Consider the following 24,255-nt stretch of genomic DNA (forward strand, 5'->3'; position numbering starts at 1 on the left):
GATACGGTCTGGCGACCGATCGGCACGCGGGATTCCTGGGGGCAGCACGATGATGGGGCGCACGCATGCCCTGACCGGGTGGTGCGCAGGGCTGGCGCTTGCGCCCACCGTAGGTGCCGGCTCACTGCACCAAGCCGTGGTTTTCGGTGCCACCACAGCCGGTTTCGCCCTGCTGCCCGACCTCGACCATCCCGGAGCGAGGGCATCACGTCTGCTGGGATGGCTTACGGGACTGATCTCGTGGTTGCTTCGCCGGGTCTCGGCCGCGACGTACGCCCTGACGAAGGGGCCGCGCGACGAGAACGTGACGGGAAAGCACCGCCACCTTTCGCACACGGTTCTCTTCGCGGCCGGGCTGGGGGCGGCGACCGCGGCGGGAACCTCCGCCGGCGGGCCATGGGCGGTCTTCGGAGTGGTGGTCCTGGGGCTGCTGCTCGCGGAAGGTGCGCTCGGAGACTGGTTGCTGCCGGTGAGCGGGGCGGCCGTCGCCTGGTGGGTCTGGACCGCCCCGCCCGACCACGCCGCACAACTGCAGGAGATCTCGGGCTGGCTGGGTTTTGCGGTGGCGGCAGGGTGCATCACCCATTGCCTGGGAGACGCGCTCACGGAGTCAGGCTGCCCGTTCCTCTTCCCGCTTCCGATCGCAGGGGAGACCTGGTACGAGATCCGGCCGCCACGCCCGTTGCGTTTCCGGACCGGCAAGAAGGTCGAGAAACGACTGATCTTCCCGGTGTTCGTGGTCCTCGCGGTGCTGTTGGTACCTGGGGTGTGGGATCAGGCGACCGGCACCTTGCAGCGGCTGTTCAGTCCGCCGACGACCCAGACAGCGACGCCCTGAACGCAGCGGTCCGTTCGATCGCCGCAGCGGTGTCGGTGTAGTCCCTGGAACGCACGATGCGGCCGTCGCGGGCGGTCAGAACCATCACGTAAGACGAAGTGAACGTCGAACCGTCCGACAGGACTTCGTTGTGCAGATCGAATTCTGCGACGATGACCGCGGGATCGACGGTCTCGTGCACCACTACGTGCTCGGCCTTGATCAGGCGGCGTGCCTCGCCTACGGCTTTGAACCTGGCGCGCAGCTCTTCACGGCCCTGCGTCACCCGCGGTACTCCGGGGATGGTGAAGGGCAGCTCGATCACGACGTCCTCCGCGTAGAGATCCGCCACGTCGTCCCAGCGGTTCTCCACAGAAGCGGTGAGGAATTTGTCGAACACCTGATGAGCATCGCTCCGTGGCTTCGCCCCAGCCCCCATCACCTCTGCCGCTCCGGCATAGTTCGGATAATCGCGATAGTGGGTGATTTGGCCGTCCGCCACCGTCAGGACGCCGACCGACGACGGGAAGCGATACGGCGTCCCATCATCCACGGAACGTCCCTCGGCGATGAGCTCGACGACGAAGCCCGAGTCGGTGAGGTGTGTGGCGACCTGCACTTTTTCCAGGCCCAGCTGACGGGCGCGGACACCACCGGCGGCCAGAGTTGTCATGATGGCGTCTCGTCCTTCGAATCGCTGTGGCATGCCGCCCGAGCTGAACGGGAACTCGTAGACGGCATCTTCCGCGAACAGCTCGGCCATCGGGGAAGCATCGATCGATTCCATGCCCTGACGGACAAGCTGAGCGATTTCGGACACGGTTCGGGTCATCGGAAATTCTCCAGGGAGACAGAGTGTTGAATCGGAACGGTGCACCCGCTTCCGACGATACGGAACGCCCGTTCCGGTTGTCAACGAGACCAGGAGGCCTCGATGGAAAAAGCTGTTCTGCGTGCCGACGCGCGACGTAACCGTGCTCGCGTTCTGGCGGCCGCGGAAGAGGCGTTCGGCGCGGAGGGCCTCGCTGTTCCGCTCGACGAGATCGCACGTCTCGCGGGCGTAGGGGCGGGCACGGTGTACCGGCATTTCCCCAGCAAGGAAGCCCTCTTCCAGGCTGTTGTCCTGGAGCGCATCGACCAGTTCGCACAGGAGGCCAGGGCCCTGCTGGCCGCAGATGATCCAGGCGAGGCGTTCTTCGACTACTTCCAGCGTGTCATTCGCCAGGCGTCGGTGAACCGCGCCATCTGCGAGGCATTGGCCGAGTCGAGCGGGCTCGGCTTCAAGGCTGAGGCCGGCGACGACTTCCGTGCCGCCCTCGACGCCCTGCTCGAGCGAGCGCAGACAGTCGGAGCTGTGCGTACGGACATCGACGGTGACGATCTGCGGGCACTCATCGTCGGATGCCTTGCGGTGGAGCGCTATTCGCCGGACAGCCGACATCTGCTGCACGTCGTCATCGACGGTCTGCGGACCACCGCAGTCGAAGCCTGAGTGGATCCCGGCCGATCTTGGATGGCTGGCGAGTCAAATGCCGCTCGGCAATTCGGCGGTTGGCTTGTCTCATGCCTCGCAGGGATCGATGACGGTGACCCATCAGGCTAGGCTTCCGCCGAGGACAACCACTCGGATCGTCGAGCTGACCGTGCTCCCCGCTCGTTGACAGCCCGACGACGGCTGCACCGGGCGCCCGGGTCGGACGAAGTCGTCCAGTCGCTTGGCGATGGTCGACCCCTGAGTTCGCTGGATGCAACCTGCGTGTACTCCAGGTCCGTCTGCTCGGTATGCGGAAGCTTGTGGGGCCAGTCTTTGTCGTGGCAGTCGCTGTCGGCTGTGGTCACCCAGCCGGTTCGGGTGATGCACCGATGTGTCCGGATATAGGGGCGCCGGCCGGAATCAGCTTGGACATCTCGGCAGGCGCGGCACCTGGGATCACACGAGCTATCGTCGAAACCTGTTGGCAGGGACAATGCGTCACGAGGCAGGTCGAACTGACACAGTCGACCGGGCCGGTTCACCCGAGCTGCGGAGGAAACGACCCTGCCAGCGTCTGCTCGGCTCAGGTGGAGCCGACCGGCGGCCGCCACGGATTCGCGGACGTGCCGGGGCTTCCCATGCAGCAGGTTCGCGTCACAGTGACATTCGGCACCGACAAACCTCAAGCACTTGAAGTCATGCCTGTGGCACTCCACCCTGGCGGACCCGCGTGCGGTGCTGTCGGTCCGCAGGCGCAGCTAGTCGTCGAAGCAGATCACAAGGTTCATTCGCGCTGACGTGGTCCTCGGAAGCTCACGCTGCGACTTGGACTTCATGTGCAGTGTTGTAGAGAGGCTGCTGTTTCGGATCCAGCCAGCGCGGCGGAATGAACGCGACGCGGCCATTGACCAAGCGGACCTCCCAGTCCGTGTGGTGCAGTTCGCGTTCGTGTTCCTCGCATACGAGCGCGAGGTTGACCAAGTCGGTGGAGCCACCGTCCATCCAATGGAGGATGAAATGGGGGCGACACCACTTCGCCGGGCGACGGCATCCCGGTCGGGTACATCCCTTGTCACGTAAGGCTAAGGCCGCACGCTGAGCTGTCGTAACCAGCCGTGTGCTCCGGCCGAGATCGAGTACCTCGGCGTCAGACCCCAACACCGCGGGTACGACTTTTACGTCACCGCAGCAAATCCGACGAAGCTGAGCGGCGGTGGTGTGTCCGACGCCGTAGGTGAATGCCGCGCCGGCTCGCTTTTCCAGCTCCGCCAACGGGATGGTCACCGCCACGGTGTGTTCGCTCCGTGCCTGGTCCGACTCGGTGACGCGTACCGCGAGTGCGAGAGCCTCAGCGATGGCATCACCCTCCCGTTCGGACTGGCTGCGTTCGTCGGCGCGTCCGAATTCATCTCGTGGCTTTGGCTCGGCCAGTTGCTGGAAGAGCAGTTCGAGGCGTGCGGCGGTCTCGCGGTCAAACATGCCGTTGAATTTCATGCGGCCGTCCAGCAACCGATGTGAACAAAACGCTCGACGCGGACGTGCGAGTTCGGTCTCGGTATCTTCCGCGGGTTGGCTGTCGACGGACCAATAGCCAGCCAGGTCATGCCCGGCTTTGCGGACGATCGTCGGCGTCGACTGTTCCGCCAGTTCTACCAAGGTTGATACGGCTTCGGCCAGATCGCTGTCGGCGATCGTCGCCGGCGCTTTCGACAGGACGTAGTGGATCGCCCGGACATGAGCCGCCGATATTCGGCCCTGCGCAAGGGCATTCTCCACCGTTTCCTGTGGTCTTCTGGCAAGACGTACACGTGTTCTGGCTTCATCCACCGAAACGCGGGCGACCGTCGTCAGCAGCGCGGTGGTACTTCGATAGCCCTTGGCGGCGGCCAGTTTTCGATTGTCCGCTTCGCGAACCAGGGCAAGATTGTTCGCGTACTCGCGTGACATAGTGGATTCGGAGGCGGTCAGCGCAGCTGCGAGCTCGTCGTTGCTGAGCTCGCTCAAGGAGAGGGAAGAGGTAATGGACACGCCCCGAACGTACGGCGGTCCCAACCCTGGGAGCGATTACACGATCGGGTGAGGTGGCGCGAAAAAGTCAAGACCATGTGCGCTGAGCTGGGGATGTCGGCGAACAGGGTGACCAATTTCTTCCGCTCGCGATTTGTCAAGTTTGTAGTCATCGGTGAAAAGCTGCTACTTCTGAAGGTGAGGCAAGGTCGTTGCCGGAGACGCGTCCGCAGGGCAGGGTGCCTCTCCGGCGGCAACCTTTCTGTCAGCCGACGTCGCGGCGGCGCCAGCCCGTAAGTCCGGCGCCGAGCGCGACCACAGCTATCACCAGCAGCCACAACAGCGGCGCGACGGTGAAGGCCTGACCGGGCAGTTTCGGCGGATGCTGGAAGGGAGAGATGTCAAGCAGCACCTGTGGCAGGTTCACGACCGGCCCCAGCAGGCTGATCAGCAGTGCTATGCCGCCGACAGCCCATGCGGCGGTGGAGAACTTCGGAAGCAGTCCGAAGATCGACACCGTCAGTGCGGCGATGACCCACGTGGCGGGAATCTGCACGAGAACCGCGAGCATCATGTCGCTGACCGACCCGCCGACGTCCCCACTGCGGAAGCCGTTCGACAGACCGAGCATCAGGCCGGCAACGAGGAGCAGCGACGCGGTTCCCAAGAATGCGAAGATCAGATGGCTTGCAGCCCAACGTAATCTGCTGACCTTTGTGGCGAGGAGTGGTTCCACTCGGTTCAAGATCTCCTCGCTCCGCATCCTGAGAGCTGCCTGCACCCCATACAGCGACACGATCATCCCGAAAATACCGGCCATAGCAGCGAGGAATGCGTTTACGAGAGCCGAGGAGCCGCCTAACCGTTCGAAGATCGCGCGAGTCTGTTCGGTTTGGCCGACAAGGTCACCAATTCCGCTGGCGATCGAGCCGAAGACAGCACCGCCGACGGCCGTACCGATTGCCCAGCCGAACAACGGCCCTCGCTGCAGTCGCCAGGCGAGAGCCAGAGGTGTGCGCAGGGAGGCTGCTGCTGTCGCCGGCCCGGGGCGTGGCGGAAGTATCCCAACCCCCAAGTCGCGCCGGGGCAACAGAAGATATCCCAGCGTGCCCGCCAGCAAGGTGGTGGCGATAGGCAACGTCAGTACCCACCAACGTTCGCCGGCGAACGGGCGCAATTGCTGTGCCCAGCCGATCGGAGATAGCCAGGACAGCCAGCGGGCGTCCGTGGTCGAATCGCCTGCGGCGCGCAGCAGAAACGCGATGCCCACCGAGGCCGTGCCGATGCCGTTCGCCGTCCGTGAGTACTCCGCCAGTTGGACGGCAATCGAAGTCACAGCTGTGAACACCAGACCCGCTAACGCGGTCGCGGCACCGAACGCGATGGAGCCGCCTGCCGGGAGCTTCGCACCTGCCATGCTGATGGCCTGGACAAACCCGATCAAGATGCTCGCGCCACCCGAAACGAGAGCCGCCGCCGTGAGTGCCGCATAGCGGCCGACGACAGCTGACGCGAGGAGTTCCGCCCGGCCGCTGTCTTCCTCCGCGCGGGTGTGGCGGGTGACCGTGAAAACGGCCATGAGCCCGATGAGCACGGACAGAAAACCTGCCATGCGCCAGGTGATGAACCCACCTGCGGTGGACAGGTCGAAAGCCGGTCCATAGAGGAGGGCGAACGATGGATTGGTGCTGGCGCTCGCTGACAAAGCGGCTCGCGATGCCGCAGTCGGATAGAACTGCTCGTAGGTACTGACAGTGCTGGCAGGCACGATGCTCAGCAGAACGATCCAGATCGGCAGGACGATGCGATCTCGTCGCAGTGCGAGGCGTGTGAGCTGCCAGGTACCGGCCAGTGCGTGGGCTGGTACGGCATCCGAGTGGGCGGGGCGATCCAACGTGGCGGTCATTTCGCGCTCGTTTCCGCCGTGTAGTGACGCAGGAACAACTCTTCGAGCGTGGGCGGCTGGCTCACGAGACTGCGTACGCCGACCTGCGTGAGGTGCCGGAGCGCGTCATCGAGAGAGCGGGTCTCCACGTCGAAACGGACCCGGTTGCCTTCGACCTTGAGGTCGTGCACGTTCTCCAGGTTCGCCAGCCCGTTCGGTGGCCCGGCGAGTTCCGCGGTGATGGACGTACGGGTCAGATGCCGGAGGTCGGCGAGTGTGCCGGACTCGACGGTGCGGCCATTGCGGATGATGCTCACCTTGTCGCAAAGCGCCTCGACCTCGGCCAGGATGTGACTGGACAGCAGGACCGTGCGTCCTTGCTCGCGCTCCTCCTGGATCGCGTATTGGAAGGTGGCCTCCATCAGCGGATCGAGGCCTGAGGTCGGCTCGTCGAGAATCAGCAGGTCGACTCGTGACGCCAGGGCGGCCACGATCGCGACCTTCTGCCGGTTGCCCTTCGAATAGGTGCGCCCCTTCTTCTTGGGATCCAGGTCGAAGCGTTCAATGAGTTCTTCGCGGCGTTTCTGGTCGAGGCCGCCGCGGAGGCGACCCAGGAGATCGATGACCTCGCCCCCGGAGAGGTTGGGCCAGAGGTTGACGTCTCCAGGGACGTAGGCGAGTCGCCGGTGCAGTGCGGCGGCGTCCTTCCACGGGTCGCCGTCAAGCAGCCGGACGTCGCCGGAGTCTGCGTGGAGCAGGCCGAGCAGGACCCGGACAGTGGTCGACTTCCCGGCACCGTTCGGACCGAGGAAGCCGTGCACCTCCCCGGCGGGTACCTGCAGATCGAGACCGTCGAGGGCCTTCGTCCGGCCGAACGACTTGTGCAGGCCGGAGATCGATATGGCGTTTCCCATGGTCCAGAAGCTACACTCAATTCATGAAGTTGTGAAGTTAAGAAAATGTCTAGATCAGGTGATCTGCGGGGGAGGGTAAGAGAGGATGGGGCGATGACGACGCCTGACACCAAGCGAGACGAGGACGCCGTCCGCCGCTACGTCGAGAAGATGGGTTTGACGCTCGCGCAGATCGGTATGCAGCGCATGCCTGCTCGGGTCTTCGCTGCCCTGATGACGACTGACGAGGGCAGGCTGACCGCGGCCGACCTCGCTGAGCGATTGTCCGTGAGCCCGGCCGCCATCTCGGGCGCGGTCCGTTATCTGGAGCAGGTCGGTCTCGTGGGGAAAGAACGGGAGCCGGGCGAGCGCCGCGACCACTATCGCCTCTACGACGACCTCTGGTACGCCACGTTCCTCAAACGAGACCGGTTGATCCTGATGTGGCGGGACGCCGCGGAGGAGGGGATCGACGCGCTCGGTGCGGACACGCCGGCAGGGAAACGCCTGGTCGAGATGCGCGATTTCCTGACGTTCATCACCAGAGAGCTCACCGAGATGTTCGACCGCTGGCACCGCGAGCGAGGTGCCGGGCCGAGCTAGCCGACACGGACGCGCGGACTGGTGGCAGGGAGAGGCCCAGGTCACCGGCTCGTTCGCGGTCGGGTGTCTAAAGTCGGATCATGTCCGCTGTCCGAATTCTTTCCACGGTCGCGCTCGCACCGGTACTGGTCGCGCAGGCTGTCCGGGTTCGACGTTCGACGCCTCGGCTTCCTGGGGCGGCGGGACCGGCTCGTGGGTTCGTACCAGGTTCGGGTGTTCCGATCAGGCTCGCCGTTGTCGGGGAATCGACCGTCGATGGTGTGGGCGCAGGCAATCACGAAGAAGCGTTGACGGGGCAGCTTGCTCGCGTGCTCGCAGACGGTGGCCGTCCCGTGGCGTGGCAGGCGGTGGGCAGGACGGGCGCGAACGCCCGCGTCGTCCGGGACGAGCTGGTGCCGTTGGTCCAGCCGGCCGACGTGGTAGTGGTCGCGCTTGGGGTCAACGACACGATCGAGCTGCACTCGGCTGCTCGCTACCGGCGAGATCTGCTGGAAGTGGTTGTCTCGCTTCGGCGGAGGCTGGGGGCCATTCCGATTGTGCTGGCCGGTGTACCGCCGATGGGGAGCTTTCCCGTACTGCCCAGGCCGTTGCGGAGTGTCCTCGCCAGACGCTCCGGCGCCCTGGATGCCGCTGCCGCCGAGCTGGCCGTTTTGCCTGCGGTCGAGTACGCGCCGATGTCGCCGGATCTTCTCGAGGCCGCGGCTTTCGCCGACGACCGGTTTCACCCCGGTCCGACTGGTTATCGTCGGTGGGCTGAGCACCTCGGGGCGGTGACAGCGCGTGTTCTTGGGGTGACGGACTGGGCGGTACGAGGCTGACCGTGTCACCCACCTGACGCAGATTTCGGGTTTTCTTCAAAAAAGTCTCCGCTGCGTGTATCTAGCGGGCCCTTCGTTGCGTCCTAATGGGCGTGAGGGAAGGAGGGGCCCAATGCCCACCGACAAGAACTCCGAAGAGAACCCGGTCCCGGTGACCGTGCCGCCCGTCTCGACCGACCCGAAGACCGGCGGAGGCGGGGGCGGATCGCAGACCAACGGCACGTACGACCCGCACACGCCGCCGAGCAACTGAGGTACCACTGAACTGAACAAGACCGGCGTCGTCCGGTAGCCGAGGGGGCTGCCGGACACGCCTGGCCGGGCGTGCCTTCGGGGGAGGGGACGCCCGGCGGGATCTGCGGGGGAGTGGATCCGAGGAGGAAGTATCGACCGGCGCGGGACCACACCACCCGCGCCGGTCGGTGCCTCGCAGCAACCGGCGTTGGGCCGAAAGACGGATAAGTAAGCGATCGATGTATCCCAGAGCCAGCAGCACGCTCCTTCCCCCAGAAGGACACGACATACGGCCAGCGCCGACCCGAAGACACTTCCGAAGTGGGGCAGCTACGGTGACGGACGTGCGAACAGCAGAAGTAGACCCGCCATGGGAAGGTTTGACCGGCGCTGAGCTGCACGCGGCGTGTATGCACGCGGCGCGCGCTGGGGACCGCCAGGCGATGAACAAGCTGGTCGAAGAGCTGACCCCGCTCGTTTGGCACGTTGCCCGGGCGAACGGGCTGGACCGGGTAGTTGCCGAAGATGTCGTCCAGACGGTGTGGCTCGCGCTGTTCAGCCAGTTGGACAAGCTGCGCGACCCCAGGGCGCTGGCGGCGTGGCTGATCACCACGACCCGGCGCGAGGCGACCCATCCGTACGGCCGCCGTGCTCAGCCCGTGCCGCTGAGCGACGAGCTGGCCGAATCCATGCCCAGTACTCAGCCGGCACCCGAGGACGAAGCTGTTCGAGCCGACCGCGATCGGCGGGTTTGGCGCGCCTTCGTCCGGTTGCCGCACCGTTGCCAGGAGCTGCTCCGGCTGACAGTGCTGGCCGGGCGAGCCGAGTACCAGCTGGTCGCGGAGGCGATGCGAATGCCACGCGGCAGTGTTGGACCGACCAGGGGACGTTGCCTCGACTCGATGCGCGATCTGCTCGCCAGTGAAGGGGGAAGCCGATGAACGACATCGGTGCGGCGGAGGGGAAGGCCTTTCCGGATGACGAGATGTTGCTCGCCGACATCGACCGTTTCCTGGATGAACTGGACCCGCCACCGGACGATCTGGTGCAGCGGGTCCAGTTCGCGCTCGCCCTGGAAGATCTCGATGTCGAGGTTGCCCGCTGGGAGCGGATGGATGCCCATGCCGGAGTGCGCGGCAGCGGTACCGGGACGATCACGTTCACCGTCAGTGATCTGACCGTGATGATCAATCTCACCAAGATCGGCAAGCGACACCGAATCGACGGGTGGCTGGTGCCGGCCGGGCAATACGCGGTCGAGGTCAGAGTCGCCGAACACGGAACCACGTCGACGACCGCGGACGAGGGTGGCCGGTTCGTCCTGGAAGACGTACCACAAGGCACGACACAGATCCTGGTGCATTTGGGCGACGTGTCATGCCGCCGAACGGTCGTAACGCCGACGGTAGTTCTCTAAAACCCGGACGGGCGTTACGCCTCTGGTTGGGGTGTGCTCCCATTGGGCGCGTGTCAGTGTCGCTTCTTTCCGCCGAAAAGGCCGTCGTAGCAGCGGCTGATCTCCATCGTCGCGCGATGGCGGTCGCCTCCGACATGCGTCCTGGACCAGCGGCACGGCTCCTGAACAAGGCATTGTCCCAGTTGGTGCGAGTCGACCGGGCTGGTCCTGAGCACCTCGAGCTCCAGGCTCGGATCCTGATCAGCCTGGCGTCTGCCGATGCCGAGGTCATTTCGACCGAGGCCGGGCTAGCTCATCTTGAGACAGCCGAGCAGGTGCGGTCGCGGTTGCCGCCGGGACAACCGCGCAGTGTCTTACGACTGACGGTGAAGCTGCAGCGTGCGCTCGTCCTCATGCGCGCCGGACGGTGGGAAGAGTCGCTTGCTCTTTTCGCAGCGATCTTCCCCTCGCTGGAAGCCGAAGTCGACGACAATGGGTTTCTGCTGACGCGCAATCTGCTCAACAGGTCCATGGTCCACGTCCAGATGAACAATCCCGAGGCCGCTTTCGCCGACCTCCGACGTGCGCTCAAGCTTGCCGTCGAAAACCGTCATACTCTGTTGGAAGCCAAGGTGAGACAGGGGTTGGGCGACTCCGCGCAGCTGGCAGGCGACGTGCCACAGGCTCTGCATCACTACGAGCAGGCGGCGCGGATCTTCGCCGCGGCCGGGCCGGGTTCACTTCCGTTCATCCGACTCGATCAGGCTCGGGCACTGCTGACTGCTGGGTTGAGCGAAGAGGCTGCCCGTCACCTCGACGAAGCACTGCCTCAGTTGCGTAGCGCGGGTTCGATCCAGCAGGTCGCTGAGGCCGAGGTCGCCAGGGCGGCCGCGGCGATTCTGGAGCACGACTACTCGCTGGCCCGGAAGTTCGCGTCAGCTGCGCGTCGGAGGTTTCTGCGCCGTGGCAACGCGCGGTGGGCCGAGATCGCCGCGCTGACCCGGCTGCGCGCGGACGCTTCGGAGATTCTGGCGTCGGAACGGTCGAAGCCAGGGACGCGGCTACCAGCCGAGTTCGCCGGGCTCGCGGAGCGGCTGAACGAGCTGGGCATGCGCGACGAGGCGGCAGCTGCGAGGTTGCTCGCTGTCCGGCTCTACTTGAGGCGTAACCAGGTCGACGTCGCCGAGCGGCTGCTGGCGCAGGTCCCGAAGCCGCGGGAGACCACGCCGATCGACCACCGGATGCTGCTGCGGTTGTGCCGCGCCGAGCTGGCGGTGGCGACCGAACGCCCTCGCTCGGCACTCGCACAGGCTCGTGCCGGGCTGCGTGAGCTGGGGGCGATCAGGGACCGAATGGGCGGACTCGACCTGGTCTGCGGTACCGCCGTGCACGGTCAGGAGCTGGGCAAGCTCGCCCTGCAGCTCGTGTTGCGACGGGCGCGTCGCAACGCTCCGGGAGCCAAGCGGATGTTCGCCTGGTTGGAACGCACGCGGGCCCAGGTCTACCGCTACGAGCCGCTGCCGGTGATCGAGGACCCGGTGCTGGCCAAACACATCACCGAGATGCGGCATGTGCAGCGCACGATCCAGCGCAACCGGTTGGAGGGCGAGCCGGTCAAGGCCCTCGAACAGCGGTACGCGACGTTGCAGCAGGAAGCGAGCAGGCTCGGCTGGTACACGAGCCAGTGGGGCAAACCTCGTCCGGTGTGCACGCCGGACGAAGTGGTCGAGCAGCTGGGCGAGCGAGTGCTGGTCAGTCTCGTCGGCTACAACGGCCAGCTGTATTCGCTGGTCGTCGACCGCGGCACCTTCCGCCTGCTGAAGCTCGGGCCGCTTGCCGAGATCATCGAGACGGCGAAGCAGTTGCACGCCGACCTGGACGCGCTGGCGCCCGATCACCTGCCCACACCGTTGGCGGAGACCGTCGCGGCGTCTGCACGGCGTCGCGCGGACAAGCTGGACGGCTTGATTTCCGCGTCGCTCGCGAAGACCCTGGGTGATCGTGAGCTCGTGATCGTCCCGATCGGCCAGCTGTACGCGCTGCCGTGGGGCGCCTTGCCGTCGCTGCGCGGGCATCCCGTCACGATCGCGCCCTCGGCCACGGCGTGGGTGAGTGCGAGCAAGCGGTCGACCCAGGGGCCGGTGCTGCTGGCCGGCGGTCCCGGCGTGCCGGGTTCGGTGGGTGAGGTGCGCAAGCTCCGGGACGTCTATCCGGCCGCGCGATTGGTGGACGGCGCGAACGCGACCAGTGAGACCGTGCTCGCCGCGCTCGAGGGAACGGGGATGGCCCATCTGGTCGCGCACGGCGCGCACGAGCCGGCGAACGCGTTGTTCTCCAGGCTCGAGCTCGTCGACGGCCCGCTCTTCGCCCACGAGACGACCCGGTTGGCGCGCCCGCCGGAGCGTGTCGTGCTGGCCGCTTGTGAACTTGCGATGAGCCATATCCGGCCCGGTGAGGAGGCGCTGGGGTTCGCGGGGACGCTCCTGGCCAGTGGCAGCCGTACGGTGATCGGCGCGGTCGCGAGGGTCGGTGACCGGGCGGCCGCGGACGCGATGGCCGACCTGCACCGGCGGCTGGCCTCCGGAACCTCACCCGCCCTGGCGCTCGCCGAGGCCACGGCGGTGGACCCGCTGCGCCGTCCGTTCCTGTGCCTCGGCGCGGGCTGAGCGAGGAGCTCAGCCGAGGAAGTCGGCGAGCGGGACGGGTGTGAGACCGTCCTTTTTGGCCTGTTCGAGGAAGGCGTTGTAGTCCTCTTTGAACGTTTTGCGGAAGTGCATCAGCACGATGTCGCCGGGCTTGAGGTTGGTGCCCGCCTGGAACTGGACGTGTCCGTCGTTGACCGACGCCGACCACAGGACCGCGGCGCGCATGCCGCAGGTCGCGGCCGCACGCAACGTGTTGTCGTCGTAGTTTCCGAACGGCGGCCGGAACAGTGACGGCCGAACGCCGAGGCCCTTCTGGAAGTCGTCGGCGTTGTCGCAGATCTCCTTGCGCTGGAACTCGAACGGCTTACCCCGCAGGTTCGGGTGGTCGACCGTGTGATCGCCCAGAGTCGCGCCCGAGGCGTCGAGGATGCCCTTGAAGTACGCCTCATGCCCCTTGACGTACTTCTGGTTCAGGAACAGCACCGGGTGGGTGCCCGAACTCTGGATGAGCCGTTGCGCGTCGGGATCCTTGACCGCACCGTCATCCATGGTGATGAACACGTAGGGCTTGTCGGTGGTGATGCGGCGAACCACCGGGACGGCGCCGTTCGCCACCGGGGGAGCCTTCTGCTGAACGGTGCCGAACGGGTAGGGCGCGGTGAAGGCGGGAGCGGGTGCGGCGGCGGGAGCTTGGTTGTGCTCGCTCGGCTGCGGTTCGGGCGCCGGAGCCGGCGATGGGGTCGAGCAAGCGGTCAGAGTCAGCACGACGGTGGCCACAGCAGCCGCCACTCGCCAGTGCGCCCCCAAGCGCGCCGCAAATCTCACTGTCTGTCCCCAATCTTCCGGTATAGCTCCCGGATCTGCGATCCGTATCCCCGGAAGGAGGACGCCCGCGAGGGGGCAAACGTTGCAGTTGGTTAGTGAATGTGTCGGGTGGCACCCAGCTCAGTGCCGGTTTTCGGCTGCCTTGACCAGTTGGGCGGAAAGCAACCGGATCACGCCGCGCACCGCGGTCAGCAGCGCCGGGCCAGTGCCCGGGAGCGGCTCGGTGAACGAGCCCGTCCAACGTAGGTGCGTGCCGCCGTCTCCGCTCGGGGTGAAGAAGACCTCGGCGCGGTAGTCCTTGACCGGCGCCATGCCGGCGAAGGTGTAGACGTGCCGGCGGTCGGGTTCGTACTCGAGTGTTTCTTCCCGGACCAGCACCGGCCACAAGCCGAGTTCCCGCACTGCGCCGACCCCGTCCGGCTCGGGATCGCCACGACGAGCCCAGCGTGATTGGGGGACCAGCGGCCGCGCCCATTGCGACCACAGGGAGCCGTCGGTTTCCAGCTTGAACAGAGTGGACGGCGGAGCGGTGCTCGTCCGGTTGACCTCGAAGGAAAACGTCCGAGCTGCCATGGTGACCTCCCGTGGTGGGTTTCGCGGACATCACAACACGGGATCCGGCCGGTGCCCAGTAGGTCAAGATGAGGGCGTGACCACACCGCGCCGGGATTTCGCCGCACCGCACTGGCTGGTTCAGCTCCTGCGCAGCTCGAGTGTCCCGGTGCCGTGGAACATGGTCGCCCGTGCCGTGATCGCGCTGGCCGTGCCGATCGGTGTGGGCTACGCGGTGGGCGACATCGCTGTCGGCGCCTATCTTTCGTCCGGCGCGCTGCCCGCGGTGTTGTCCGAATCGGCCGGTCCGTATCGGTACCGCGCGCGACGTCTCGGCGGTGCGACGCTGGCGGCGATCGCGGGGCACCTGGTCGGGCTGGTGACCGGGGCGAATCCCGGGCTGGCGATTCCCGCGGTGATCCTGGTCGCGGCGGTCTCCGCGCTGATCAGCACGGCTGGGAGCAACGCTTCCGTCGCCGGTCTGATGATGTTCGTGTTCTGCGTGCTCGGCACCGGCCAGCAGGCGACGGGGGCGCAGATCGGCTTGGACCTCGGCTACTTCTGCGCGGGTGCGGCGTGGAGCCTTGTCGTCGCGCTGGCCAGCTGGACGTTTCGTGCGACCAGCTCGGAACGCAATGCCGTCGCGCAGGTCTACATCGAACTGGCCGCGATGTTGTCGGCGGCCGACGAAGCGACGTCGAGGATGGCGCGACACCAGCTCACCACCGCGATGAGCACCGCCTACGACCGGCTGCTCACGGCCCGGTCCTGGTTGTCCGGCCGCGACGCCACCTACCGGAAACTGCTTAATCTGCTCTCCGCGAGCACGCCCGCGGTAGAAGCATCGGTCGCGATGGTCAACGCCGGGCAGCGTGCGCCGAGGGAGGTTGTCGACTACTTCACCGTCGCGGCGGCTTCGGTGCTGGCCGTGCAGCCGCTGCCCACGCCGCCGACGCCACCGGATGACGAGGATGTCGACGCGGTCCTCGGGGCCTTGTATGCCGGGCTGGAGCGCATCGGCAAGGGGGACGACCGGACGCGGCGCGAACCCGTGCCATGGCACCGGCGGGCGCGGGAATGGATGGGGTCGCTCACGGCGGGGCCGCTGACCTGGATCGCGGCGTTACGGCTGACCTTGTGCGTCGCGGTCGCCGAAATCGTCGCGCTGCTCGTCCCGTTCGAGCGGGCGTACTGGATTCCGCTGACGGTGGGCATCGTGCTCAAGCCCGACTTCGGTTCCGTCTTCGGACGTGCCGTACTGCGCGGCATCGGCACGGTGGCCGGCGTCGGCATCGGCGCCGTGGTGCTGGCGCTGGGGGCGCACGGTTGGGTGCTGGTGGTGTTGATCGCGGCGTTCGCGGGTGGGGTCGCCGTCGGCAAGGTCCGCAACTACGGGATCCAGAGCGCCTTCGTCACCCCGCTGATCATTCTGCAGATGGATCTGGCGAACAAGGGCGACTGGTCGGTGGCGTTCACTCGTCTCCTGGACACTGTGCTCGGGTGTGTCATCGTCCTGGTCTTCGGCTATCTGCTCTGGCCGGGCAGCCGGCGGCCTCAGGTCGGCGGACGGCTCGCGACCGCGCTCGACACCGTGGCGACCTACGTCGGGCCCGCGCTGGCGCTCACCCCCTCGGGTGAAGCGCGGCTGGCTCGTTCGCGCGCCCGGCGCAGCGCCTACCGGGCGCTGGCGGACGTGCGCACGGCGTTCCAGCAAGCCATCGTGGAGCCGTCGGCGAACGGACGGCAGGCGCTGGCGTGGTGGCCGGTGATCGCCGCGCTCGAGCGGGTCGCCGACGCGGTGACCGAGGTCGGCGTGACCATCGGGAGGGGTGCGCCAGAGCCTGATCAGAGCGATGTCGACCTGATCACCGCCGCGCTCGCGGAGCTGGCGGCGGCGGTGCGGGAACAGCGTGAGCCGGAGTCGGTGCCGCTGCCTGACGGCGCCCAGCTGTCCGGGGTCGTGGATCAGCTCGGCTCGGCCTTCGACGCGGTGCGTGGGCCGGATCTCGTGGAGCGGACCCCGCTGCGCCTGGTCCGCAGGTTCCTGCCCTACCACAGGCGGACGTAAGCGAAGTGTTGTTGGATGGAAGTGCCTGGAAATCCCGGACCGTCGCGGACGGATTGGAAGGGAGCCTTCGATGGTCAACTTCGACGAACTGAAGAACAAGGCGCAGGACGCGCTCAAGGAGCACGGCGACAAGATCGAACAGGGTTTGGACAAGGCGGGCGAGTTCGCGAAGTCCAAGTTCTCCGGGCAGGCCGACAAGATCGACGGCGGGGTCGAGAAGGCCAAGGACTTCCTCGGCAAGTTCGGTGGTGACAAGCCGGACGAGCAGCCGCCCGGCGGGCAGCAGCCGCCCGCGGGTCAGTAGTTTTCCCGCGCTTCGCCCCGGGCCGGCGTGGCTCGGCGGCGAAGCGCTCGCTAGCTCACCTCACCGAGTGCGAAGCCGTCGTCGATGCCGGTGATGCGCCCGCCGCGCTCGCCGAGTGCCACCAGGCCGTCACGGGCGTCGGGTGCGGTGAGGCTGATCCGGACACCGGCGCGTTCGACGTCGCGGCTGGCCGCAAGCGCTTGCGCCCCCTCGTACCCGGCGTTGATCGTCACCGCGAGTCCGCCGGTCGACGCCAGGGAGCCACGGGCGGCGCCGAGCCTGCCGAGCGCCTCGTCCACGATCGGGAGCAGCGCTTCGCGGTTCCCTTCGGTCATCGCCTTGACCAGGGCCGGGCTCGACCCGGCGACGCGGGTGCCGTCGGTGTACGAACCCGCCGCCAGCGACATCGCCAATGGGCCGCCCTGGGCGCCGATGGTGGCCAGGATCGCGGCGAACAGATGCGGCAGGTGCGAGATCCGGGCGACCGCCTCGTCGTGCGACTCGGCGTGCAGCGGCACCACGTGCGCGCCGAGATCCAGCACCAGCTGCGTCACCTCGGCCCAGGCCTCCAGGTCGGTGTCCTCTTCGACACCGACCACCCACGCCGCGCCCTCGAACAGCGTCGCGTTGCCTGCCAGCCAGCCCGACTCCGCTGTGCCAGCCATCGGATGCCCGCCGACGTAGCGGGTGTAGGGCGTCCTGCGGCGTACGGCGTCGAGAACCGGCGCCTTGACGCTGACCACGTCGGTGAGCAGGCAGTGCGCGGCGTGCTGGGCGACCTGGCGGAGCGTGTCCTCGATCGCGGTCAGTGGCACGGCGAGGACGACCAGCGCGTCTCGCTCGGCCGCGCGGTGCAGTGCTGCCTCGATGTCGGTCGTGACGTCGTAGCCGGCTCTGCTCGCGGCGTCGGCGTCCACTTCGGACACCGCCGCTCCCCACGAAGTCCGTCCGGTCCTGGCCGCCGCGCGGAGCAGCGACCCACCGATCAGCCCGAGCCCGATCACGCATACGTCTCGCACGCGTTCAATCCTGCCAGTGCGCGCAACACACGTGACAGCACATGAACGCAACGTCACGACGGTGGTACACGACTAGAGCTTCGCGGCGAGCCGGGTGCCCTGGTCGATCGCGCGTTTCGCGTCGAGTTCCGCCGCGACGTCGGCGCCGCCGATCAGGTGTACCGCCAGGCCGGCCGCGCGGAGGTCGTCCGCCAGATCCCGCACCGGCTCCTGGCCCGCGCACACCACGACGGTGTCGACCTCCAGCGTGCGTGGTTTCCCATCGACGGTGATGTGCAGGCCGGTGTCGTCGATGCGCTCGTAGGTGACGCCCGAGAGCTGCTCGACGCGCTTGGCACGCAGCGCGGCCCGGTGCACCCAGCCCGACGTCTTGCCGAGGCCCGCGCCGATCGCGCTCTGCTTTCGTTGCAGCAGGTAGACCTGGCGCGGTGCGGGCTCCGGCCGGGGTTTGGCGAGGCCGCCCGCGGCCTGCTCCGGATCCGTGACGCCCCATTCGGCCATCCAGGTGTCGAGGTCGAGTGCCGGGGAGTCCGTATGGGTGAGGAACTCGCTGACGTCCACGCCGATCCCGCCCGCCCCGATCACCGCGACCCGGTCGCCGACCGGCTTGCCGTGTTTGACGACGTCCACATAGGACAGCACTTTCGGGTGATCGATGCCAGGGAGCGACGGCACCCGGGGAGCAACGCCGGTGGCCAGGACCACCTCGTCGAATCCGCCGTCCCGCAGGTCCGCCGCGGTGGCCCGGGTGCCGAGGTGCACCTTCACCCCGGTGACTTCCAGCCGCCGCGCGTAGTACCGGATCGTCTCGGCGAACTCTTCCTTGCCGGGGATCTTCCGCGCGATCGCGAACTGACCGCCGATGGCGTCGTCGGCCTCGAACAGCTCGACCGTGTGCCCCCGCTCGCCCAGTGCGGTCGCGGCGGCGAGCCCGGCGGGACCGGCGCCGACGACCGCGACGTGCTTGGTCTTGCGAGTGGGCAGCAGCTGCAGCGTCGTCTCGTGCCCGGCGCGCGGGTTGACCATGCAGGACACGAGCTTGCGCTTGAAGGCGTGGTCCAGGCAGGCCTGGTTACAGGCGATGCAGGTGTTGATCTCGTCCTCTCGGCCGCTTTCGGCCTTGTGGATCCATTCGGGGTCGGCGAGGAAGGGCCGGGCCATCGACACCAGGTCGGCGTCGCCGTTCTCGAGTGCCTCCTCGGCGACCTGGGGCATGTTGATCCGGTTAGAGGTCACGACCGGGATGCCGACATGTGGTTTCAGTTTGCCGCTGACCCAGGTGAACGCGGCGCGCGGCACCGACGTCACGATCGTCGGCACCCTGGCTTCGTGCCAGCCGATGCCGGTGTTGATGATCGTCGCGCCCGCGGCCTCGACCTCCTTCGCGAGCGCGACGACATCCTCCCAGCGCTGTCCGCCTTCGACCAGGTCGAGCATCGAGAGCCGGTAGATGATGACGAAGTCCGGCCCGACCTTTTCCCGGGTGCGGCGCACGATCTCGACCGCGAAGCGGCGTCGGTTCTCGGCGCTGCCGCCCCACTTGTCGGTGCGCTTGTTGGTCCGTTCGGCGAGGAACTGGTTGATCAGATAGCCCTCGGAGCCCATGATCTCGACGCCGTCGTAGCCAGCTTCGCGAGCAAGGGCGGCGCAGTCGGCGAAGGCGCGGATCTGGCGGAGCACGCCGTACCCGGTCAGCGCACGAGGCCGGAACGGGTTGATCGGTGCCTTGATGCTCGACGCGGACACGCTCAACGGGTTGTAGGAGTAGCGGCCCGCGTGCAGGATCTGCAGCGCGATCTTGCCGCCCGCCTCGTGCACCGGCGCGGTCAGCTGCCGGTGGGCCTTGGCTTCGGCCGGGGTGGACAGCTTCGAGGCGAACGGCAGCAACCAGCCGGTGCGGTTGGGCGCGAAGCCGCCGGTCACGATCAGGCCGACGCCGCCGCGGGCCCGCTCGGCGTAGTACTCCGCGAGCTGGGGGAAGTGCGCGGCCCGGTCTTCGAGGCCGGTGTGCATCGACCCCATGATCACCCGGTTCCGCAGGGTGGTGAAGCCGAGATCGAGCGGGGCGAGCAGGTTCGGGTACTGGCTCATGATGCGCCCTTCGTGTGGTGGCCGGCGTCGCGGTGCAGGGCTTGGAGGACCTCGGTGAACCACTCGACCTGGCCTTCTTCCACACGGATCCCGCCGCGCAGTACGAGGTACTGGTGCAGGGACCTGCCGTGCAGCGCGGCTGGGTCGGGGAAGTCGCGTTTCTCGATCTGGCGGTAGACGTCGAGCCGCTCGGCGTGGGTGTCGCGGTGGCGGGTCAGTTCGGCCGCGACCGCGCCGGGGTCGCCGAACGAGGCGCCGCGGATCTTGACCGCGAGCTCCTGGGTGCCTGCCGCCGGGTCGGGTTCGGCCAGCCAACGGCCCAGCTCGGCGTGTCCGGCGGCGCTGACCGTGTACACCTTCTTGTCCGGCCGCCCGGACTGCTCGACCAGGTCGACAGCGACCCAGCCCGCTTCTTCCATGCGTTTGAGCACGCGGTAGATCTGCTGGTGGGTGGCGTTCCAGAACAACCCGATCGAGCGCTCGAAACGGCGCGCGAGCTCGTAGCCCGAGCCCGAACGCTCGGACAGGGAGACCAGGATCGCGTGCTCCAGCGCCATCGCCCCAGCATGATATGCAACTGGTTGCAGTGCAACGGGACGCACATCACTCTCCCTGATCGCCCTGGTCGAGCGATCGAAGACAAAACGGGTCGACGGGACGCGGCGGTTGACCAGGATGGAGGGATGCACCCTGTACTGGAGCTGATCGCCGAACGGATGGCGACGGGTAGCGTTCCGGGGAAACGGGCGGATTCGCGGCGGCTCGCCGTCGCGATCGAGGGCGGCAGCAGCCGGGGTACCTATTCGAGCGGGATGGTGCTCGCCCTGGACGAGTTGGGCCTGGCGCCCGCGTTCGATGCTGTCTACGGCTCCTCGGCCGGCGCGCTCAACGGCGCCTGGCTGCTCTGTGGCCGGTCCGCGACGGGGGTGCGGACCTGGTGGAACCCCGAGGTGATGCGCCGCATCATCAATCCGCTGCACACGTTGCGCGGGCGGTCCGTGATCGATCTCGAATACCTCGTGCACCAGGTCTACTCGGTGCTGGAGCCGATGGACTTCCCGGCGATCCTGGCCAACCCGGTCACCTTCCACCCGCTCGCGACCGACGCGGACACCGGCGAGTCCACCGATCTGCACCCGTTTCTCACCGACGTCGACGCGGTGAAGATCGCGCTGGCCGCTTCGTCGGCGATGCCGGTGCTGGCCGGTCCACCCATCGCGCTGGGTGGGCGCAGGTTCGTCGACGCGGGCGTGGCGGAGCCGCTGCCCTTTCGCACGGCGCTCGCGCAGGGGGCAACCGACGTTCTCGTACTGCGGACGCGGCGTGCCGACGAGCCACCGCTGCCGCCACCACGGGTTCAGGATGTCGTCGTGCCGCGGTTCTTGCGACGCCACGCGCCGGGGGCGATCGACGCGTGGCGCGATCAGTACCGCCGGGATCTGGAGGACGAGCGGATGCTGGCCACCGACGAGCGCCTGCTCACCGTCCGGCCGCCGGTCGGCTCGCCGGACGTGGTCGCGCTGGAGCGCGATCCGGCGGTGTTGCGCCGCGCAGTCGAGCTGGGGCGGGACGCGGTGCACACGGTGCTGGAGGGGCTGCGCGAGGCGTCGTGAAGCTCAGGAGCGGACCAGGCGATTGGCGCGCGACTGCACGACCAGTCGCTGTGCGCTGAGCGACATCGCCACGTACAGCAGCAGCGTCGCACTGCCCAAGCCCTTCGCGGTCGCCGCGCCGTCGATGACGAAGTCCAGGCCGATGTGGACGCCGATCGCGGCGAGCCAGAGCACCACGGTCAGCCAGGTCCCCTGCCGCCATAGCTGGCCTTCACTCCGCCAGAGCCGGACGGTGTAAGCGCGGATCACCCCGAAGGCTGCCGCGAACAGGAAGCTGACGACCAGCAGCAGCACGACCCCGGTCGAGGGTGCCGCGCCGACCTTGAGGAACACGCCCAGCTGGACCAGGCCGAGCACGAGCAGGATCAGCAGGACGATCGGTTTGCGGTCCTCGCGGACCAGGCGCTTCTGTACCTGGCGCGACAGTAGCCAGGCCAGCACGATCAGGCCGATCACGATGTTGGTCGTGGTGTCCACGGGCTTCCCTTTCGCAGCGTCTGTCGATCACTACGGTGCCCGTCCGCGACGACCAGGGCGTCCACCCCGGGATTGAGCCCGGGTGGATGTGCCGGCCGTGAGGTGGTCTCAGAGAGCGGGTTTGCGCGCGATGCCGCCGATCACGCGGGACTCCGACGGCGCGTGCGCGAACACGGTCTTCTTGTCGGGGTGGAACGCCGGGGCGTAGACGAGGCCGGGGTCCAGCATCGGCCAGCCGCCGAAGAAGCGCTCGAACTCGGTCATCGTGCGCAGGAAACCGGGGTTGGTCGTCGTCTCGTAGTACTCCAGCAGATCGATCAGCGCTTGCCGTTCGTCCTCGTTCGCGGGGTTCTCGTTGGTCATCTGCGAGAGGACCAGGAGCGAACCAGGGGCCAGCTGGTCGCGGTAGAACGCGAGCAGGGCGTCCGGATCCTGTTCGTCCTTGACGAAATGCATGACGGCGTTGATCACCAGCGCGACCGGCTGGCGCACGTCGATGATGTCGGAGGCATTGACCCGCTCCCACAGGTCCTCCGGCTGGAAGAAGTCCGCGGCGATCGCGTGGTGGCGCTCCGGGTCGGCGGTGTCCGCCAGCAGCAGGGTCGAGTGGGCGAGCGCGATCGGCTCGTTGTCGATGTAGAGCACCCGGGTGTCGCGTTCGGGCCGAGCTTCGTCGGCCACTTCGTGCACGTTGCCCGCTGTCGGCAGGCCCGAACCGATGTCGACGAACTGCTGGATCCCTGCCTCGGCGCAGACGCGGATCGCGCGGCCGAGAAACTGGCGGCTGGTGAGACAGTAGTCACCGATCAGGGGGACCCGCTCCCGCACCTTCTCGGCGAAGACCCGGTCGATCGCGTAGTGGGTGTCCCCACCGATGAAGTAGTCGTACACCCTGGCCGCGGACGGCCGGTCCAAGCTGCCCTCGACGGCACGGAGAGCGTCGTCGTGATCGATCATGGATGAACCCCTCGCTGCCGCGTGTTCACCCATGTTAGCGACCACTGATACGACGAGTCGGGGGATCGCACGCTAGGCCATCCGTGTGACCCGGGACACGATATCGCAACGAAAATGGTCACTTGGGCGTGGTATAGAGGCGTGGCCTGTGCCATCCGGGCGCGCAGGAGGCTCGCCGGAAGGACACGCGTTCGATGCACTTGAGCAGCATCAGACTGGACTCACCGGTCAATCTGATCGTGGTGATCGTCCTGACGGTGCTCGCGATCATCGCGGTGCCGTGGTTCTGGGACCGGTGGCGCCGCAAGCGACTCGGCAGGAGCGCGACCATCCTGCTCGCGGTGGTTCTCGTCGTGCTGAGTACCGCCATGGGCGGCAACATGATCGGCGGGTTCTTCCCGACGGTCGGCGCGCTGACCGGCACGGGCGTCTACTCCGCGCAGGGCACCAACGCCGAGGCGGCGCACAACGGCGAAGACCTGGAGAAGCTGAGGGACACCGGCGCGACACGCGCGCGTGAAGGCAAGGGCACGGTCGTCCACATGAAGGTCACCGGCCGCCGGACCGGGGTCACCCGCGACGTCACGGTGTATCTCCCGCCGCAGTACTTCGACGGAACCTACAAAGGCCTGAAGTTCCCCGTCATCGAGTGGATCCCGAACTACCCGTCGGGGCCCGAGGTGGTGGTGGGTCCGTACCAGCTGCCCGACCAGCTCGACGCCGCGATCGCGAAACGTGCGCTGCCACCGACGGTGGTGATCATCCCGGACCCCTCGGGGACGCCGAGGGTCGGACGGGACACCGAGTGCGTCGACGAGGTCGACGGGACCGCGAACGACACTTTCCTCACCGCGGATCTGCGGGAGTGGGGTATCCAGAAGCTGGGGCTCAATCCCGAGCGTCGCGCGTGGTCGATCGCGGGCTGGTCGTCCGGTGGCTACTGCGCGATGAATCTGGTCACCCGGCATCCGCAGTGGTACGGGCAGGCGGCCAGCGTGAGCGGTTACGACAAGGCGCAGGTCGACGCCGAGACCAAGAACCTGTTCAAGGGCCGCAAGGACATCGACGACGCGAACAACGTGCGGGTCAATGTCCGGCTGCATCCCTCGCCGGTGGAGATCCTGGCCATCGCGGGGGAAAAGGAGAGCTACGAGAGCTTCGCCATCGACCAGATCAAGACCGCCGCGCAGCCGCCCATCGGGTTCTTCTCGTGGAAGATCCCGGACGCCGGGCACAACATGAACACCTTCAAATCGCAGATCCCCGACTTGCTCGCGTGGATCGGTGCGCGGACGGTCGCACCCAGCGCGGTGGTGCGTCATACGGACACCTCCGGCGGGGTCAAGCCGTGGCCGCTGCCTCGCACCGGCGCGCGCGGTGCGCTGGTCGACATGGCCGAGTAGAGCTGGTTGTCGCTTCGCCGCGTGGTTGCCGCTGTGTCTGCCGTGAAGGAGAGGCCGGGGAGGCCGGGGCGGGCGCCCCCCACACGCCCGCGGGGAATCTTGCGGGGGGCCGATTCAGCCCCCGCCCGCGCCGCCGCCCCGCGCCGGGGGCGGCGGACGCGGCGCGGGCGGCAG

General features: G+C 67.4%; 24 protein-coding genes. 12 read left to right on the plus strand and 12 right to left on the minus strand.

The window, feature by feature from the left end:
* The first annotated feature begins 52 nt into the window (after positions 1-52).
* A complete protein-coding gene (locus ACFWY9_RS16825) occupies positions 53-838 on the plus strand; it encodes a metal-dependent hydrolase (protein WP_378339231.1) in 786 nt (261 codons plus the stop codon).
* Here the strand turns inward: ACFWY9_RS16825 and ACFWY9_RS16830 are convergent.
* Positions 804-1,649 carry a nuclear transport factor 2 family protein gene (locus ACFWY9_RS16830; protein WP_378339209.1) on the minus strand — a complete coding sequence of 282 codons (846 nt, stop codon included), beginning with the start codon at positions 1,647-1,649 and terminating at the stop codon, positions 804-806. The two genes, ACFWY9_RS16825 and ACFWY9_RS16830, sit on opposite strands and share 35 nt — an antisense overlap.
* Positions 1,650-1,751: 102 nt before the next feature.
* Here ACFWY9_RS16830 and ACFWY9_RS16835 point away from each other — a divergent pair, with 102 nt between their 5' ends.
* Positions 1,752-2,309, plus strand: a complete 558-nt coding sequence (locus ACFWY9_RS16835; RefSeq protein WP_378339210.1) for a TetR/AcrR family transcriptional regulator — start codon at positions 1,752-1,754, stop codon at positions 2,307-2,309.
* A 795-nt stretch (positions 2,310-3,104) separates the two neighbouring features.
* Here ACFWY9_RS16835 and ACFWY9_RS16840 read toward each other — a convergent pair.
* The 3 genes from ACFWY9_RS16840 to ACFWY9_RS16850 all read right to left on the minus strand — a co-directional run bounded on the left by ACFWY9_RS16840 (position 3,105) and on the right by ACFWY9_RS16850 (position 7,097).
* Positions 3,105-4,319 (minus strand): DUF222 domain-containing protein, encoded by a 1,215-nt coding sequence (locus tag ACFWY9_RS16840; protein ID WP_378339211.1) that lies wholly within the window; start codon positions 4,317-4,319, stop codon positions 3,105-3,107.
* Between the two features lie 244 nt (positions 4,320-4,563).
* Complete coding sequence (locus tag ACFWY9_RS16845) at positions 4,564-6,204, minus strand: ABC transporter permease (protein WP_378327421.1); 1,641 nt, start codon at positions 6,202-6,204, stop codon at positions 4,564-4,566.
* Positions 6,201-7,097 (minus strand): ATP-binding cassette domain-containing protein, encoded by an 897-nt coding sequence (locus ACFWY9_RS16850; RefSeq protein WP_378327420.1) that lies wholly within the window; start codon positions 7,095-7,097, stop codon positions 6,201-6,203. The genes ACFWY9_RS16845 and ACFWY9_RS16850 overlap by 4 nt, the downstream gene beginning before the upstream one ends.
* A 93-nt stretch (positions 7,098-7,190) precedes the next feature.
* Here ACFWY9_RS16850 and ACFWY9_RS16855 point away from each other — a divergent pair, with 93 nt between their 5' ends.
* From ACFWY9_RS16855 to ACFWY9_RS16875, 5 genes are all read left to right on the plus strand, one after another.
* The gene (locus ACFWY9_RS16855; RefSeq protein ID WP_378327419.1) at positions 7,191-7,679 is read left to right on the plus strand and encodes a GbsR/MarR family transcriptional regulator; all 489 of its coding nucleotides are present in this window, start codon (positions 7,191-7,193) and stop codon (positions 7,677-7,679) included.
* Positions 7,680-7,759: 80 nt separating this feature from the next.
* Complete coding sequence (locus ACFWY9_RS16860) at positions 7,760-8,497, plus strand: SGNH/GDSL hydrolase family protein (RefSeq protein WP_378339212.1); 738 nt, start codon at positions 7,760-7,762, stop codon at positions 8,495-8,497.
* A gap of 112 nt (positions 8,498-8,609) precedes the next feature.
* The gene (locus ACFWY9_RS16865; RefSeq protein WP_378327417.1) at positions 8,610-8,750 is read left to right on the plus strand and encodes a hypothetical protein; all 141 of its coding nucleotides are present in this window, start codon (positions 8,610-8,612) and stop codon (positions 8,748-8,750) included.
* A 316-nt stretch (positions 8,751-9,066) separates the two neighbouring features.
* Positions 9,067-9,672, plus strand: coding sequence for an RNA polymerase sigma factor (locus tag ACFWY9_RS16870; RefSeq protein ID WP_378327416.1), 606 nt, complete (start codon positions 9,067-9,069; stop codon positions 9,670-9,672).
* Positions 9,669-10,148: a carboxypeptidase regulatory-like domain-containing protein gene (locus ACFWY9_RS16875; protein WP_378327415.1), complete on the plus strand. Its 480-nt coding sequence runs from the start codon at positions 9,669-9,671 to the stop codon at positions 10,146-10,148. The genes ACFWY9_RS16870 and ACFWY9_RS16875 overlap by 4 nt, the downstream gene beginning before the upstream one ends.
* Positions 10,149-10,501: 353 nt before the next feature.
* Here ACFWY9_RS16875 and ACFWY9_RS16880 read toward each other — a convergent pair whose 3' ends face one another.
* Complete coding sequence (locus tag ACFWY9_RS16880) at positions 10,502-10,741, minus strand: hypothetical protein (protein ID WP_378339213.1); 240 nt, start codon at positions 10,739-10,741, stop codon at positions 10,502-10,504.
* Positions 10,742-10,759: 18 nt separating this feature from the next.
* Between ACFWY9_RS16880 and ACFWY9_RS16885 the strand changes: the two genes are divergently transcribed.
* Positions 10,760-12,793: a CHAT domain-containing protein gene (locus tag ACFWY9_RS16885; protein WP_378339214.1), complete on the plus strand. Its 2,034-nt coding sequence runs from the start codon at positions 10,760-10,762 to the stop codon at positions 12,791-12,793.
* 9 nt (positions 12,794-12,802) lie between these two features.
* Here ACFWY9_RS16885 and ACFWY9_RS16890 read toward each other — a convergent pair whose 3' ends face one another.
* The gene (locus ACFWY9_RS16890; RefSeq protein WP_378339215.1) at positions 12,803-13,561 is read right to left on the minus strand and encodes a polysaccharide deacetylase family protein; all 759 of its coding nucleotides are present in this window, start codon (positions 13,559-13,561) and stop codon (positions 12,803-12,805) included.
* A 156-nt stretch (positions 13,562-13,717) separates the two neighbouring features.
* Positions 13,718-14,170, minus strand: coding sequence for an SRPBCC family protein (locus tag ACFWY9_RS16895; protein ID WP_378339216.1), 453 nt, complete (start codon positions 14,168-14,170; stop codon positions 13,718-13,720).
* Positions 14,171-14,246: 76 nt separating this feature from the next.
* On the opposite strand from ACFWY9_RS16895, the gene ACFWY9_RS16900 reads away from it, so the two are divergent.
* A complete protein-coding gene (locus ACFWY9_RS16900) occupies positions 14,247-16,217 on the plus strand; it encodes an FUSC family protein (RefSeq protein WP_378327410.1) in 1,971 nt (656 codons plus the stop codon).
* A 70-nt stretch (positions 16,218-16,287) separates the two neighbouring features.
* Complete coding sequence (locus ACFWY9_RS16905) at positions 16,288-16,521, plus strand: antitoxin (protein WP_378327409.1); 234 nt, start codon at positions 16,288-16,290, stop codon at positions 16,519-16,521.
* Positions 16,522-16,571: 50 nt separating this feature from the next.
* On the opposite strand, the gene ACFWY9_RS16910 is transcribed toward ACFWY9_RS16905, so the two are convergent.
* The 3 genes from ACFWY9_RS16910 to ACFWY9_RS16920 all read right to left on the minus strand — a co-directional run bounded on the left by ACFWY9_RS16910 (position 16,572) and on the right by ACFWY9_RS16920 (position 20,188).
* On the minus strand, positions 16,572-17,540 hold the full coding sequence (locus ACFWY9_RS16910; protein ID WP_378327408.1) for a prephenate dehydrogenase: 969 nt from the start codon (positions 17,538-17,540) through the stop codon (positions 16,572-16,574).
* Between the two features lie 72 nt (positions 17,541-17,612).
* The gene (locus tag ACFWY9_RS16915; RefSeq protein WP_378339217.1) at positions 17,613-19,631 is read right to left on the minus strand and encodes an FAD-dependent oxidoreductase; all 2,019 of its coding nucleotides are present in this window, start codon (positions 19,629-19,631) and stop codon (positions 17,613-17,615) included.
* Positions 19,628-20,188: a PadR family transcriptional regulator gene (locus ACFWY9_RS16920; RefSeq protein ID WP_378327406.1), complete on the minus strand. Its 561-nt coding sequence runs from the start codon at positions 20,186-20,188 to the stop codon at positions 19,628-19,630. Before ACFWY9_RS16920 ends, ACFWY9_RS16915 begins: the two co-directional genes overlap by 4 nt.
* A gap of 126 nt (positions 20,189-20,314) precedes the next feature.
* Here ACFWY9_RS16920 and ACFWY9_RS16925 point away from each other — a divergent pair, with 126 nt between their 5' ends.
* Positions 20,315-21,244 carry a patatin family protein gene (locus ACFWY9_RS16925; RefSeq protein WP_378327405.1) on the plus strand — a complete coding sequence of 310 codons (930 nt, stop codon included), beginning with the start codon at positions 20,315-20,317 and terminating at the stop codon, positions 21,242-21,244.
* Positions 21,245-21,247: 3 nt separating this feature from the next.
* Here ACFWY9_RS16925 and ACFWY9_RS16930 read toward each other — a convergent pair whose 3' ends face one another.
* Entirely contained in the window at positions 21,248-21,721 is a 474-nt protein-coding gene (locus ACFWY9_RS16930; RefSeq protein ID WP_378339218.1) for a hypothetical protein, read from the minus strand.
* Between the two features lie 108 nt (positions 21,722-21,829).
* Entirely contained in the window at positions 21,830-22,678 is an 849-nt protein-coding gene (locus tag ACFWY9_RS16935; RefSeq protein WP_378327403.1) for an SAM-dependent methyltransferase, read from the minus strand.
* Between the two features lie 194 nt (positions 22,679-22,872).
* Here ACFWY9_RS16935 and ACFWY9_RS16940 point away from each other — a divergent pair, with 194 nt between their 5' ends.
* Positions 22,873-24,081: an alpha/beta hydrolase gene (locus ACFWY9_RS16940; protein ID WP_378327402.1), complete on the plus strand. Its 1,209-nt coding sequence runs from the start codon at positions 22,873-22,875 to the stop codon at positions 24,079-24,081.
* The last annotated feature ends 174 nt before the right edge of the window (positions 24,082-24,255 follow it).

The sequence above is a fragment of the Amycolatopsis sp. NPDC059027 genome, assembly GCF_042739735.1.
Lineage (GTDB): Bacteria > Actinomycetota > Actinomycetes > Mycobacteriales > Pseudonocardiaceae > Amycolatopsis.

Coding starts and splice junctions, on each gene's coding strand:
- ACFWY9_RS16825 (WP_378339231.1), top strand. CDS start 53: ATGGGGCGCACGCATGCCCTGACCGGGTGGTGCGCAGGGCTGGCGCTT.
- ACFWY9_RS16830 (WP_378339209.1), bottom strand. CDS start 1,649: ATGACCCGAACCGTGTCCGAAATCGCTCAGCTTGTCCGTCAGGGCATG.
- ACFWY9_RS16835 (WP_378339210.1), top strand. CDS start 1,752: ATGGAAAAAGCTGTTCTGCGTGCCGACGCGCGACGTAACCGTGCTCGC.
- ACFWY9_RS16845 (WP_378327421.1), bottom strand. CDS start 6,204: ATGACCGCCACGTTGGATCGCCCCGCCCACTCGGATGCCGTACCAGCC.
- ACFWY9_RS16850 (WP_378327420.1), bottom strand. CDS start 7,097: ATGGGAAACGCCATATCGATCTCCGGCCTGCACAAGTCGTTCGGCCGG.
- ACFWY9_RS16855 (WP_378327419.1), top strand. CDS start 7,191: ATGACGACGCCTGACACCAAGCGAGACGAGGACGCCGTCCGCCGCTAC.
- ACFWY9_RS16860 (WP_378339212.1), top strand. CDS start 7,760: ATGTCCGCTGTCCGAATTCTTTCCACGGTCGCGCTCGCACCGGTACTG.
- ACFWY9_RS16865 (WP_378327417.1), top strand. CDS start 8,610: ATGCCCACCGACAAGAACTCCGAAGAGAACCCGGTCCCGGTGACCGTG.
- ACFWY9_RS16875 (WP_378327415.1), top strand. CDS start 9,669: ATGAACGACATCGGTGCGGCGGAGGGGAAGGCCTTTCCGGATGACGAG.
- ACFWY9_RS16880 (WP_378339213.1), bottom strand. CDS start 10,741: ATGACGGTTTTCGACGGCAAGCTTGAGCGCACGTCGGAGGTCGGCGAA.
- ACFWY9_RS16895 (WP_378339216.1), bottom strand. CDS start 14,170: ATGGCAGCTCGGACGTTTTCCTTCGAGGTCAACCGGACGAGCACCGCT.
- ACFWY9_RS16905 (WP_378327409.1), top strand. CDS start 16,288: ATGGTCAACTTCGACGAACTGAAGAACAAGGCGCAGGACGCGCTCAAG.
- ACFWY9_RS16915 (WP_378339217.1), bottom strand. CDS start 19,631: ATGAGCCAGTACCCGAACCTGCTCGCCCCGCTCGATCTCGGCTTCACC.
- ACFWY9_RS16920 (WP_378327406.1), bottom strand. CDS start 20,188: ATGGCGCTGGAGCACGCGATCCTGGTCTCCCTGTCCGAGCGTTCGGGC.
- ACFWY9_RS16925 (WP_378327405.1), top strand. CDS start 20,315: ATGCACCCTGTACTGGAGCTGATCGCCGAACGGATGGCGACGGGTAGC.
- ACFWY9_RS16935 (WP_378327403.1), bottom strand. CDS start 22,678: ATGATCGATCACGACGACGCTCTCCGTGCCGTCGAGGGCAGCTTGGAC.
- ACFWY9_RS16940 (WP_378327402.1), top strand. CDS start 22,873: ATGCACTTGAGCAGCATCAGACTGGACTCACCGGTCAATCTGATCGTG.